The sequence below is a fragment of the Desertibacillus haloalkaliphilus genome (assembly GCF_019039105.1).
In the GTDB taxonomy this organism is placed as follows: Bacteria; Bacillota; Bacilli; order Bacillales; family KJ1-10-99; genus Desertibacillus; species Desertibacillus haloalkaliphilus.
In genome coordinates this window covers 38,847-51,950 of the sequence record NZ_JAHPIV010000023.1, presented here as the reverse complement: position 1 = coordinate 51,950, position 13,104 = coordinate 38,847, and the positions used below count along the sequence as shown (strand labels likewise).

Genomic DNA, 13,104 nt, shown 5'->3' with positions numbered 1-13,104 from the left:
TACTCCCCCTAAGGTAAAACAGATTTTTATTTTTTAATCTGTCTACCCTAGAGGGAGCATATCATTTTGTCCCAGCCCCTTCTTTATTTTTATCGTAGTTCGAGCATCTCAATTGACACAACAGTAACCTGACTATATAATCAGTCATAAAACTGATCAGTTTTCATGATACTTAGTAGTACCGAAGAGTTGTGACTTCGATAAGGGTGTGTAAGAGATGAAAGAGAAAGTTTTTAAGGTAGCCATCGAACGTTTTTCTCATAAGGGGTTCTTTTTTACATCAATGCAACAGATTGCCGAAGATTGCGGGATGTCTAAAGCAACTCTTTATAAATATTTTGAGTCAAAAGAAGACTTATTGATTCAATTGTTTGAATATACTCTTGAGACGATGTTTGCAAAATCTGAAGAAATTAATCGCGTGACAAGTTTGTCAAAGAAAGAGCGTTTGCAAAAAAAAATATTCGTTGAATTAGACGAGAATCTTAAAGTGCGAGCTTTTTTGAATTTAGTTTTTAAATCAATCCCTATTCATCAAAACCTAGAAGTCATCTCGGCCATTAAGCAGTCAAAAGTAACATTTCTAAATTGGCATCGGGATTGCCTTAGGGAAGCTTATGGTGAGCAGGTTGATCTTTATGTTTGGGATATGTCTCTCCTTTTTCAAGGGACGTTACGAGAGTATATTGATCTACTAATGTATGAAAAAAAGCCATTGGATAAACAGGAGGTTGCAGCTGTACTCGTTGCACAACTTGATATGATTGTCGCTGGCCCTAAGACGGTCGAGCCAGCTTTACGTGCTGAAATGATGAGTGAATCTGAGTCGGTTACATCTATCCCATTAAAAAAGTCAAGGGAGCAGATGATTAAAGATGTCTTTAGGAAAATTAAACAAGAATTAGATCGTTCTCGAATGACGTCGTTGGAGAAGAAGGAAGCCTCAGAAGCAGTTGCTTCATTAGAAGAAGAATTAAAAGCTAACGAGCCCAGAAAGTTTATTGTTGAAGCATTATGTTATTTTCTTGAGCGCCGCATTGACATTAAACAAGAAACACCAGTCCTGCTTGCGCTAGTAGAGAATTCAAAAGCCGAAAAAGAATAAAACTTATAGTTAAAGAAGGTTTGAAAAGATGGACACAAGTCAACAATCAATCGAAAATATAAAAAGGATACCTCTAGTTGCTGTTTTGTTAACCGGAGCTTTTCTTGCCATATTAAATCAGACCTTGCTAACAACTGCGCTTCCTCACTTTATGAGGGATTTTGATATTACTGCTAACACAGGGCAATGGCTGACGACAATTTTTATGCTAGTAAATGGTGTAATGATCCCTATTACCGCCTTTCTAATTGAAAAGTTTACAACGAGAAAGTTATTCTTAGTGGCAATGGGATTATTCGCTTTAGGGACGCTTGTCTGTGCTCTTGCACCAACATTTTCTTTTTTAATGGTCGGTCGGGTGTTACAAGCGGCAGGGGCAGGGATTATGATGCCACTGATGCAGACGGTCCTTTTGTTAGTCTTCCCGATTGAGAAACGGGGAGCGGCAATGGGAATGGTAGGGCTCGTGATTTCATTTGCTCCCGCTCTTGGACCGACACTTTCAGGATGGATTGTTGAAAATTATCACTGGTCTGTTTTATTTTGGGTTGTCTTTCCTGTCGCTATTATTGATATGATAGCTGCTTATTTTATCTTGAAAAATGTGACAACGTTGCGAAACCCTAAGGTAGATATCTTATCGATCGTCTTGTCTTCACTTGGGTTTGGTGGTTTATTATTTGGTTTTAGTAATGCTGGTGAACACAGTTGGATCAGTTATATGGTGATATTACCTACCGCCATTGGGGTTGTCACATTGATATGGTTTATTCGACGTCAATTACGATTGGAACAACCGATTCTGGAATTTCGAGTGTTTAGATACGGTGTGTTTACATTAACAACTGTTATTGGGATGGTTGTGTTTATTGCACTGATTGGTGGTGCGACGATCCTGCCAATTTATATGCAAGATATGCATCATTTTACCGCCCTTGAAACAGGGTTAATGATTTTGCCTGGGGCAGTACTTATGGGATTGATGTCTCCAATAACAGGGAGAATTTTCGATAAAATTGGGGCGCGTACACTGACGATTATAGGGTTGACCTTGATAACAGTGACTACGTTTATGTTTACAAACTTAACACCTACAACTTCCTTTACTTATATTACGGTTGTAAATGCGGTTCGAATGTTAGGTGTATCAATGGTAATGATGCCTGTCACAACAGCAGGCATTAATGTACTGCCACGTGTATTGATCCCACATGGTACAGCAATGAATAATACGATGCGCCAGGTCTCTGGTTCAATTGGGACGGCTGTGTTAGTAACAGTGATGACAACGACAGCACTCGACCCGCAAGCGACTGGTGATATTGATTTGGCGCTGGTTCATGGTGTTAATATGTCCTTTATTGTTGCAGGGGCGTTATCATTGGCAGGTCTTATTTTAGCTCTTTTTATAAAGAAAAAAGAAGCGCCAGAAGATGATACAGATGAACGGAAAGAACAAGGAAAGGCCGTTACCGAAGGATAGTTATTATAAAGGGAAGAAAGCCTCAGCTTACATGTTAGATGTAAGGTGAGGTTTTTTAGACTTATCAAAAAAATACTATGGGAAATGATGCTTGTAGCTTTGCAACCAGGTTGATAACCTCACTGAAATTAAAGAGGATGAATAGAATAAAACAAACAGAGTACGAGCAGAGGCGGTGGTTGCAATGGCAGTAGATGAATATAAACTGTTAAGTGGTGCTTGGTTAGATGCAATTGGAACCATAGTCTCTGCGATTGCAGAGGGGAGAGAGTTAGCTGGCATACAAAATAGCAATGAACTCCTCGTTACTATCGGTGAAGGACTACAAGCAGTCGGGAGTTTGTTAATTGGAACGGTCGCAACAGATAACGTGCTTGATTTTACAGGAAACTGGATTGATGGTGTTGGGGCGTCAGCCTCCTCATTAGGGGCTTATTTGCAAGCGTTTGATGAGAATGGTGATGATAACATTCGTCTCGAAGCTCTAGGTGATACCTTTCAGTCAATGGGGTCGTCGATTAGTGCAGCGGCTGATCATTTTGAAGGGGAGCATGATTATGCCATAGGAAATGCGACACAGGCTCTTGGGGCAGGGTTAGAGGCTATTGCTGGTGTTTTTCGTTTGAATGAGCGGGGAGAAGAGGCTCAGCCGATTTCAACAATTGGTGCTGTTCTACAAGCGATTGGCTCTAACTTTAATGCGATTCTTTATACGAATGAACTAAGGGAGCAACAGTTGTTATAGAAAATCGGATGCCATGGATTAAACGTTCCTTGATTAGAAGTTTGGGAATCTCGTTAAATTGGGGAGTTAGTCAAAGAGGGGTGACATTAAAGTGAGTATAGTGACAAAAGGATAGTCACGAGAGAAAAGTCCTTCATAGAGCTGATGAAGGACAAAATGAGGTAGAAAAGCAGGGGAAAAGTCCTTCATGAAGCTGATGAAGGACAAAATGAGGTAGAAAAGCAGGGGGAATGTCCTTCATGAAGCTGATGAAGGACAAAATGAGGTAGAAAAGCAGGGGGAATGTCCTTCATGAAGCTGATGAAGGACAAAATGAGGTAGAAAAGCAGGGGGAATGTCCTTCATGAAGCTGATGAAGGACAAAATGAGGTAGAAAAGCAAGAGGAATGTCCTTCATGAAGCTGATGAAGGACAAAATGAGGTAGAAAAGCAAGAGGAATGTCCTTCATAAGAGCGATGAAGCACAAAAGAGCCAGGAATCTCATTAAAAAGCCGAAACACGCAGAGGTTAATCCCCCTGCGTGTTTGTGCGATTGACACTACTATCTCCCTTGTCATTGTAGTCTCACCGCTTTTGTGACGGTGAGATTACAATTGTGAATAAATCTCCTTGGGGATCGAATCGGATGTAAACATTCCATAAAATTCTGTACCATCAATAGTTACAAACTTAAGGAAATATTGCCCTTCTGTGTAGTCACTATATACTTGTAGTGCCGCGTCTATTTCCTGTTCATCAACGATTTGTGTAGACGAAAGAATATGATATTCGTGTGGGAGGTTGAAAACCTGAGTTGGATGGATATGTCTATCCCCGTTCTCGGCAATCTGTACGACTTCGAGATACTCAACCTCATGAGCATGTATTCTTGCTTGATCAAGATAATTATTCTCTTCTAACCATTGTTCCAAAGTTGAAAACGACTTTTTCCAAGGAAATGCTGTACGTTGCATGTTCAGTTGGTCTTGGTCTGTGTCAGTGAATGACAGTTGGATAGTCGCCCAATCTCTTTTACTTGTCATCATTTCGTCATAGCTCATGTTGATATACTCACCTTTTACAATTTGCTTCAGCTCAGCCATCTCATCAGGATCTATAATGGCTATACTTTTATTGATTGGTTCGTTTGCAATAATTGTAATCGTATCGGTTGGTCGCTCGAGCTGCTTAAGATGAAAGTGACTGTTTTTATATTGTTCAGATTCTAGAACCGGTGCAATCTGTTCTTTGGTTAGTTCATGTGAAAGCTCATATTCACGAACAAGACGATTTCCATTTTCAAGCTGGTAAGCTATGAAAAAGTAGTTACTACCATATTGGTGACTTTCTTGTTCATTTGATTGTTGTTGGCTTGCAGTTTCATGTAAAGCAATCACTTTTTCAATATAATCTTCGTCCGTAATGAAAGCATCACTGCTGTCTTTGTCTAGCTCGTCACGCAAATTGAAAATATTTTGACCGAAATAAACACTTTCTACTTGACTAGCTTCTGGAACCCTGGTTTCATAGCCAGTGATATCCATGCTTATTGCGATAATAAGGAGAACGGTAACGGCTGCAAACCCGATATATCCGATGAAAGCTTTTGGTTGGAAAATTCGCCATGTTTTTTGCAATATCATTTCTGCAATGATATAGCCAATGAAGGAGCCGATGATATAACCGAAAATGAGCCAGCTGAGCCCATCGCCTCTCTCAAAATATGCGCCGCTCAGTAACATGAAACAAAATGTGACTCCATATTTGAATACCGGACGCAACGGCTGAATCGCGATCGCTTGTGAAGCCGATTCGATATGGCGAAACTTATATAGAATGTAAGCGATGATCACTAGCAGGAGTGTACCACCGAAGTACATGGTCACCTCAAAAATAGAGAGTGCGTTGCGAGAAATCTCAGCAAAATGGATCAGTGGTGACCATTTTTCAACGTTAATACTCGTTGTGTATCGCTCTGAGAACCCATTTAAGAACATTCGTAAATGAAAACTCATTAACGTAATTAGTCCGAGCGGTAAAACTAGTAAAATATAAGTGAGGATCCCTTGAATCACGCTGATCCCTGTCATCATACCGACGAGAACGGAGCATGAGTAAAAGAAGATCGTAAATAGTGTCATTGTTACGGCCCACGTGATGAGATCACTTGCTGTGAGCTGGTCTCCGTATGAGACAATCGAACGTACTAAGTTTGTGATGATTGCGGTTGTCCATACAGGGATAAGTAACATGAAAAGCCCGCTTAAATAATGGTTGGTAAATAATGAGCCTCTGCGTAATGGGAGGCTATGGGCCATATCAGCAGCAACCTTAACGTGTAAATAACGGAAGATGAATATCCCAGTTAATATCGGTATGATACTGACAGCTAACGTTTGTAAAGGTCCTGCAAAACTAAAAAAATCATCGAGATGATTAAACCGGTGTTGGTGCAGCTCTGTATCAATCATGATCATCTGGAGTGGTAATGCAAAAATAAGAACGGTAAAATAAATTAGACTAATCCAACCATGTTGTTTAACGTTTTGCCTGATGATTCCGCCATTATAGAAGGATGTTTTCGATTTCATAGCCGTGTCCCTCCATTTCATAGATAAATATTTCTTCTAGTGTTAGTGGTAAGCTATCAAAAATGACCGGCTGATATGGTTTTACTGTGTCGTTAATATCATCCTGATGCCCTCTAACAATAAGTAGGGAGACACTCCCTCGTTTTTCACGGTGTAGGACCTCCAGTTGTGCTAACAGCTCTTGTTCATCATCTGGGTGTTGCAGGGCAACTTGGATTTTTTGTGTATCAGCCTTTAGGTCATCTAATTCTTTTTCAATGACGAGCTTCCCGTGATGCATAATCCCGATATGGTCACAGATATCTTCAATTTCTCTTAAATTATGCGAAGAAATTAGTACCGTCATTTCTCGTTCAGCGACATCCTGAAACAACAAATTTTTAATCTTTTTGCGCATTACCGGATCGAGGCCATCAATTGGTTCATCAAGAATCAATACATCAGGCATACAAGATAACGCTAACCAAAACGCGACTTGTCGCTGCATCCCTTTTGAGAGGCGATGAATCTTCTTTTTTGGATCAATTTGAAACACTTGCTCAAGCTTTTTAAAACGTTCTTCATTCCAGTTGATATAAAAGTGACGATAATAAGCCGCCATTTGTTTAATCGATGATTGCGGGAAAAAATACAACGCATCCGGGATAAACACTACCCGCTGCTTTAAACTATCATTTTCATAAACAGGTGCATCATCAATATGAATACTCCCTTGATTAGGACGGTAAATACCTGTGAGCATTTTAAGGAGTGTTGTTTTTCCGGCACCATTTGAGCCTAACAATCCATAGATCGATCCTTTCTTTACAGTTAAATCAATGTTTTGGACGGCCCTTTCTCCATCAAATGATTTGGTTAATCCTTTCACTTGAATCATTCTATTCCCTCCTTATCCACATCTTTGTACCATTCGATTAGTTCCTCTTCCGTTAAACCTAGATAAATAGCTTCCCGAAGCAATTGATAAAATTGTGGCTTTAATTCTTTCTCTAATTTCTCTTCGTTTGAGATCAGCTCGATTGGCGCTACGAAATACCCTTTCCGGTTTGATGAATATAAATAGCCTTGCCTTTCTAATTCACGATAGGCTTTTTGTATCGTGTTCGGGTTGATCGTCAGCTCTTTAGATAACAACCGAACGGAAGGTAGCTTCTCATCTGGTTTAAGCACTTGTGTCACAACTAACTCTTTGACTTTATCAACCAATTGTTCGTAGATGGGTTTACGACTTCGTACATCTAATTCAAACATTCGACCCCTCCTTTATATGTACTTGGATCTGCTGTATTACTTGTACCATCTGTATTACAACGTTTAATACAGATATAGTATAAAGGAGTGGTGCGCATTCGTAAAGAGTCTTTTGTGGAAAAGATTAGGGTGTACCTATAAAAAAACCGTCACGATCGGGTTTGATTGATCGGACGGGTTACCATTTTTTATATTTGTTCTTTTGTTAAAATCAGGTGGTGTGCAGTATCGATTAATTGACGTGCTGCAAATGGGAGGTACTTATCTTTTCTCCAGACGAGGCCTAACTCTAAATGTAAGTCTGTATCGCTTAAGGGGATAACTCGAATATGCTTATTCGTAATTTGTTCACAGACTTTACTCGGGAGTAGGGCAATACCTAACTTTGCTGCCACCATTTCGATCATAAAATCGCGTTGTGAGCTTTCGCAGATAATTTGTGGTTGGAAGCCATTCTGCAAACATTGCTCGATGATCGTATCGTGAAGAGAAAAGTCTTCACGATATAAGATAAATGATTCCGTTGCTAAAGTAGAGAAGTGAATCTTTGTTTGTGAAGCTAAGTGGTGGTCTTTGTAGACGACAAGCTGCAAGGGATCTTTCGAGAGTTTTAACGTTTCAAAGCTTTGGTTTGTCTTTGGGATTGAACAAATTAATCCGATGTCTAGTGAACCGTTTTCAACCCCTTCTTTTATTTTCTTGGTGCCTACTTCAGTTAGTTTAATGTTGATGTGTGGGTACTGTTCTTTAAAATATTTTACGACTTGTGAAAAAAATGTTGCCCCAACAATTGGCGGTATGCCAATGTTAATTTCCCCTTTTTTTAATTCGATGACATCGGTTAGTTCGGTAGTTAACTGCTCAAAGGCTTCTAAGACGTGTTTGGCATTCACTAATACTGCTTTGCCTGCATCGGTTAGTTCGAGACGTTTCGGTGATCGGTAAAACAATGGAACGCCGAGTTCATCTTCTAAGTTTTTTATAGCCTTACTAATTGATGGTTGAGAAACGTGCAGTGTTTTTGATGCCTTTGTGAAACTTAAGTGACTGGCAACAGCAGAGAAATATTCAAGTTGACGAATGTCCATAATCCGATGTCCACCTTCCATCTATAACTTTTGTGCATAATAGATATTTAAAATATGTATTTTGATTATACCATAGCAATATATTATAATATAACAGAGGTTAAAAGTGTTTTGTGTAGTATAATAGATAGTGAGTATTATATAATGGATGAACAAAGACGAAATTGAATGGGGGAAGCAGTTTATGGGAAACTATGTAAAAGTTGAAAATCTACAAGTAGCATCGGTTTTATATGAGTTTATTAATTCAGAAGCTTTACCTGGTACGGGTGTTTCTAGTGAACAGTTTTGGTCGGGGTTGAACACAGTTGTTCATGAATTAGCGCCTGAAAATAAAGCGTTATTAGTGGAACGGGAAGATTTGCAACGAAAAATTAGTGAGTGGCATAAAGGCAATAAAGGATCAATTGATTTTAAGACATATAAAACATTTTTAGAGGAGATTGGATACTTAGAACCGGAAGTGGAAGATTTTGAAATAACAACAACGAATGTTGACGATGAAATTGCGATTCAAGCTGGTCCGCAGCTAGTCGTTCCTGTCAATAATTCGCGTTATGCGATTAATGCCGCTAATGCTCGTTGGGGAAGTTTGTATGATGCGCTTTATGGAACGGATGCAATCAGTGAAGAGGATGGTGCAGAACGAGGGACGTCATACAATCCGACTCGTGGCGAGAAGGTGATTCGTTATGCAAAAGAATTTCTAGATCAAACGGCCCCATTAAACGAGCAATCTCATGGTGATGTGGTTCAATACGTCATTGCTGATGGTAACCTAAAGGCGTTCCTACGCAATGGAGAGACAACAGGATTAAAGAATGGTTCTCAATTGGTTGGTTATCAAGGGCAACCTAGTGACCCATCTGCTGTTTTACTAAAAAATCATGGATTGCACGTTGAAATCCAGATTGATCGTACTCATCCAATCGGTAAATCTGATGAAGCAGGTGTAAAAGATCTGTTGTTAGAATCAGCGATTACAACGATCATGGATTGTGAAGATTCTGTTGCTGCGGTTGATGCTGAAGATAAAACAGAGGTTTATCGGAACTGGTTAGGGTTAATGAAAGGTGACATTCAAGCAACGTTCAAAAAGGGCGATCAGGATGTTACTCGTAAGTTAAACCCAGACCGTGCGTATTCATCGATAACGGGAGGAGAACTCACTTTATCGGGACGTTCGCTGATGTTTGTCCGTAATGTTGGACATTTAATGACCAATAATGCTGTTTTGGATCAAAACGGTGAAGAAGTTCCTGAAGGCATCTTAGACGGGATGATCACGAGTGTAATTGCAAAGCATGATTTATTAAAAAATAGCGATTATCAAAACTCAACGAAAGGCTCTGTCTATATTGTTAAACCAAAAATGCATGGCTCTAAAGAGGTAGCGTTTAGTAACAAATTATTTAGCCGTATTGAGGATGTCCTTGGTTTAGAACGACATACGCTTAAGATCGGGGTTATGGATGAAGAGCGCCGTACTTCATTAAACTTAAAGGCATGCCTAAAAGAAGTGAAGGAACGAGCAGTATTTATTAATACAGGATTTTTGGATCGCACAGGTGATGAAATCCACACGTCAATGGAAGCAGGGCCGATGATCCGCAAAAGTGAGATGAAGAATTCAACGTGGTTACAATCCTATGAAAAATCAAATGTTAACGTCGGTTTAGCTTGTGGACTTTCTGGGCGCGCGCAAATCGGAAAAGGGATGTGGGCAATGCCAGACCTTATGGGAGATATGCTAGAGCAAAAGGTTGGCCAATTACATGCTGGTGCTAATACAGCATGGGTTCCGTCACCGACAGCAGCAACGTTACATGCCATGCATTACCATCAAGTCGATGTTCCGAGTGTTCAAACGGAACTTAAGGGCAAAATCACAGACTTAAAAGACGATATTTTACAAGTGCCGGTAGCCGAGAATCCGCAATGGAGTGCCGAAGAAATCCAGCATGAACTAGACAATAATGCTCAAGGTGTCCTTGGATATGTTGTTCGTTGGATTGACCAAGGTGTTGGATGTTCAAAAGTTCCTGATATTAATAACGTTGGCTTAATGGAAGACCGTGCAACGCTCCGTATTTCTAGTCAGCATATGGCAAACTGGTTACACCATGGAATTTGTACAGAGGAACAAGTGTTAGAGACCTTAAAACGAATGGCGAAGGTTGTTGATGAGCAAAACGCTGGTGATTCTTCATACCGACCGATGGCTGATAACTATGAGAACTCGGTGGCCTTCCAGGCAGCAAGTGATCTCATTTTCAAAGGATATGACCAACCTAGCGGATACACTGAACCGATTTTACATCGTCGTCGTATTGAAGCAAAAGAGAAATTTGTAACACAATAACGGGTATAAAAATAGAGGAGCCCTAGCGGTTGAAATACGAACCGTTGAGGGCTCCTTTTTGTACTAGATCGGAACTGGTACTTTCTTTTGGTCTACAAAATATACCCATTCATGATAGCCGATCTCTTTTAATCGTTTGGTAACGATATTAAATTCATCACCAACCCGCTCAGGTACATGGGCATCTGAGCCGAAGGTAACTGAAACATTGTGAAAAAGAGCCCGCTCGAGAATCTCGTCGGATGGGTACCAGCCACCGGAATCTTTAGTTTTTCCAGACGTATTAACCTCAATGACTAACTCGTGGTCGGCAATCACCTGTAATGTTTGGTCAATGACATCAGTTTCGATCTCAGAAAACTGAGGATAGAAACCTTTCATCGCATCAATGTGACCGAGGACTTGGAACATTCCTGACCGTGCCGACTGTTCAATTAGGGAGTAATAGCTTTCTTTTGTTTTTATTTTTTGTTCCTTAGTCAGTCCTTCCCAACGCCCTTTTTTAAAAATGCTGATGTCATCAACGAAGTGCACGGAACCAATAATGTAGTCAAACGGTATATTACGTACCGCTTGACGGTAACTCTCCATATGGGCAGGAAAATAGTCACATTCAATCCCAAGTAACACATCGATTTTATCGCGATATTTTTCTTTAAAGGTTAAGACTTCGTTTACATAGTCATTAAATTGACTTTTGGCCATCGTCACACCAGGAGAGGGGTGGTCCTCTTTGGAATGGAAGTATGGCGAATGATCAGCGATACCAATAACATCTAACCCATTTGAAATCGCTGCGGTGATATAGTCTTCGATCGTTCCCTTCGCATGACCACAACGTTCGTGATGAGTATGTAAGTCAAATACGGTCATTATTCATCACCTTTTGTTTATAAAGATTGGTTATTCAGCTGTTTTTTCTATTTTTTGTAACGGTTTTTTTGCTGGCCCTTCAATGACTTCACCTTCGATCGAGTATCTTGAACCATGACAAGGACAATCCCACGTACGATCACCACTATTCCATTCAACTTCACAATACATATGGGTGCATGTCGTATCAACGATGTGTAGCTGTCCGTCTGTATCTCGATAGGCACCAGCTCTTTTTCCGTTAACTTTAACGGCACTTCCCTCATCTTCACTTAATTCTTCAGGCTTACGTAAATCAAGGGCAAACTCTAATTTTCCTTGAATTAAATGTTTGGCCACATCGGCATTTTCATTTAAGAAGTATTTAAGACTTGGATCACTATAAAAGCGTGAAGGTGAATACAAGTCTTTGTATGGACTTGTTCGTTGCGTAACTAAATCTCTTAATACAAGTGCGGCTGCTGTTCCATTTGTCATTCCCCATTTTCGGTACCCAGTCGCCACAAATATATTTTCAGTCTTTGATGTAAGTTGTCCGATATATGGCACTTTATCTAAGGTCGTTAAGTCTTGAGTGGACCAACGATAAGGAATTTCTTTAATGCCAAATAGGTCTTCACCAAATGCTTCAAGTGCTTGATAATGATTGATCATCGGTTTCCCTTGACCTGCTTTATGACCCTCACCACCAATAAGAATAAGGTTCTCACCGTTATAGGGTGTTGAGCGGAGTGATCGTGTCGGTTGCTCTGCACTCAAATACATACCGCCAGGATAATCCGCCTTAACCGTTGCGGCTAACACGTAAGATCGATCCGCATACATGCGTGAAAAATAAAAGCTCTGTTTATCGTAAAATGGGAAATGTGAACAACTAATCACCTTATCGCATTTGATTTTATAACCGTCTCTCGTTACAACTTTTGGATACAGGTCGTCCTCGATATCAACGGCTGTAGTGTTCTCGTAGATCGCACCGCCATGATCAACGATATAATGAACAAGGTGTTCTAAGTACTTCAAGGGATGGAATTGCGCTTGATTTTTCATGACGATCGCTGCTTTGATATCGATAGGTAGAGGGATGTTTTCTAAATAAGCACCATCAATCCCTAGTTGTTCGTACGTACGGTATTCATTCATTAAATCAATCACATATTTATCTGAATTAGTGTAAATGTACGCATCCTCTTCGGTGAAGTCACAGTCAATATCAAACTCATTGACGGTATCTTTAATAAAACGATAAGAATCATTTGTTGCTTGATAGTAAAGCTTTGCTTTTTCTTGGCCAAAGTGGTGAACTAATTCATTATAGATAATGTCGTGTTGTGAGGTGACTTTTGCTGTTGTATGACCGGTAGTACCATTCAAAATGTTGTCTGCGTCAACAAGTGCAACGTTCATTCCTGCTTTGACTAGGAGATACGCAGTCGTAATCCCAGTAATTCCACCGCCAACAATCGCTATGTCAACTTTAATATCCTCTTTTAGTTTCGGGAAGGACTTGACATCAACAGAGTCCGTCCAATAAGGTTCAGGGTACTTTGGCATATTCTCATTTACTTCGTTTGTTTCACTCATAAAAGCCTCCTGTAGATGATCAAAGTTTAATACATGTAGTGG

The 13,104-nt window shown here is 40.0% G+C and carries 10 protein-coding genes; 4 read left to right on the top strand and 6 right to left on the bottom strand.

Features of this window, described 5'->3' with window-relative positions; all coding sequences use genetic code 11:
* Positions 1–217 precede the first annotated feature (217 nt).
* The 3 genes from KH400_RS19760 (at position 218) to KH400_RS19750 (ending at position 3,333) form a co-directional block, all read left to right on the top strand.
* Positions 218–1,105, top strand: coding sequence for a TetR/AcrR family transcriptional regulator (locus KH400_RS19760; protein ID WP_217227617.1), 888 nt, complete (start codon positions 218–220; stop codon positions 1,103–1,105).
* A 28-nt stretch (positions 1,106–1,133) separates the two neighbouring features.
* Positions 1,134–2,588: an MDR family MFS transporter gene (locus tag KH400_RS19755; protein WP_217227616.1), complete on the top strand. Its 1,455-nt coding sequence runs from the start codon at positions 1,134–1,136 to the stop codon at positions 2,586–2,588.
* 184 nt (positions 2,589–2,772) lie between these two features.
* Positions 2,773–3,333 (top strand): DUF6944 family repetitive protein, encoded by a 561-nt coding sequence (locus KH400_RS19750; protein WP_217227614.1) that lies wholly within the window; start codon positions 2,773–2,775, stop codon positions 3,331–3,333.
* Between the two features lie 588 nt (positions 3,334–3,921).
* Here the strand turns inward: KH400_RS19750 and KH400_RS19745 are convergent.
* The 4 genes from KH400_RS19745 to KH400_RS19730 form a co-directional block, all read right to left on the bottom strand.
* On the bottom strand, positions 3,922–5,904 hold the full coding sequence (locus KH400_RS19745; RefSeq protein WP_217227612.1) for a hypothetical protein: 1,983 nt from the start codon (positions 5,902–5,904) through the stop codon (positions 3,922–3,924).
* Positions 5,879–6,781 carry an ABC transporter ATP-binding protein gene (locus tag KH400_RS19740; RefSeq protein WP_217227610.1) on the bottom strand — a complete coding sequence of 301 codons (903 nt, stop codon included), beginning with the start codon at positions 6,779–6,781 and terminating at the stop codon, positions 5,879–5,881. The genes KH400_RS19745 and KH400_RS19740 overlap by 26 nt, the downstream gene beginning before the upstream one ends.
* A complete protein-coding gene (locus KH400_RS19735) occupies positions 6,778–7,155 on the bottom strand; it encodes a GntR family transcriptional regulator (protein ID WP_217227608.1) in 378 nt (125 codons plus the stop codon). Before KH400_RS19735 ends, KH400_RS19740 begins: the two co-directional genes overlap by 4 nt.
* Positions 7,156–7,343: 188 nt before the next feature.
* The gene (locus tag KH400_RS19730; protein WP_217227607.1) at positions 7,344–8,243 is read right to left on the bottom strand and encodes a LysR family transcriptional regulator; all 900 of its coding nucleotides are present in this window, start codon (positions 8,241–8,243) and stop codon (positions 7,344–7,346) included.
* A gap of 184 nt (positions 8,244–8,427) precedes the next feature.
* On the opposite strand from KH400_RS19730, the gene KH400_RS19725 reads away from it, so the two are divergent.
* On the top strand, positions 8,428–10,605 hold the full coding sequence (locus tag KH400_RS19725; protein WP_217227606.1) for a malate synthase G: 2,178 nt from the start codon (positions 8,428–8,430) through the stop codon (positions 10,603–10,605).
* Positions 10,606–10,668: 63 nt separating this feature from the next.
* Here the strand turns inward: KH400_RS19725 and KH400_RS19720 are convergent, their stop codons facing one another.
* Both KH400_RS19720 and KH400_RS19715 read right to left on the bottom strand, forming a co-directional pair.
* Complete coding sequence (locus tag KH400_RS19720; RefSeq protein WP_217227605.1) at positions 10,669–11,478, bottom strand: histidinol-phosphatase; 810 nt, start codon at positions 11,476–11,478, stop codon at positions 10,669–10,671.
* A 30-nt stretch (positions 11,479–11,508) separates the two neighbouring features.
* Complete coding sequence (locus tag KH400_RS19715) at positions 11,509–13,062, bottom strand: FAD-dependent oxidoreductase (RefSeq protein WP_246589891.1); 1,554 nt, start codon at positions 13,060–13,062, stop codon at positions 11,509–11,511.
* Positions 13,063–13,104: the final 42 nt, after the last annotated feature.

Excerpts from the sequence above, each read along its gene's own strand:
- KH400_RS19760 (WP_217227617.1), top strand. The coding sequence starts at position 218 with ATGAAAGAGAAAGTTTTTAAGGTAGCCATCGAACGTTTTTCTCATAAG.
- KH400_RS19755 (WP_217227616.1), top strand. The coding sequence starts at position 1,134 with ATGGACACAAGTCAACAATCAATCGAAAATATAAAAAGGATACCTCTA.
- KH400_RS19750 (WP_217227614.1), top strand. The coding sequence starts at position 2,773 with ATGGCAGTAGATGAATATAAACTGTTAAGTGGTGCTTGGTTAGATGCA.
- KH400_RS19745 (WP_217227612.1), bottom strand. The coding sequence starts at position 5,904 with ATGAAATCGAAAACATCCTTCTATAATGGCGGAATCATCAGGCAAAAC.
- KH400_RS19740 (WP_217227610.1), bottom strand. The coding sequence starts at position 6,781 with ATGATTCAAGTGAAAGGATTAACCAAATCATTTGATGGAGAAAGGGCC.
- KH400_RS19735 (WP_217227608.1), bottom strand. The coding sequence starts at position 7,155 with ATGTTTGAATTAGATGTACGAAGTCGTAAACCCATCTACGAACAATTG.
- KH400_RS19730 (WP_217227607.1), bottom strand. The coding sequence starts at position 8,243 with ATGGACATTCGTCAACTTGAATATTTCTCTGCTGTTGCCAGTCACTTA.
- KH400_RS19725 (WP_217227606.1), top strand. The coding sequence starts at position 8,428 with ATGGGAAACTATGTAAAAGTTGAAAATCTACAAGTAGCATCGGTTTTA.
- KH400_RS19720 (WP_217227605.1), bottom strand. The coding sequence starts at position 11,478 with ATGACCGTATTTGACTTACATACTCATCACGAACGTTGTGGTCATGCG.
- KH400_RS19715 (WP_246589891.1), bottom strand. The coding sequence starts at position 13,062 with ATGAGTGAAACAAACGAAGTAAATGAGAATATGCCAAAGTACCCTGAA.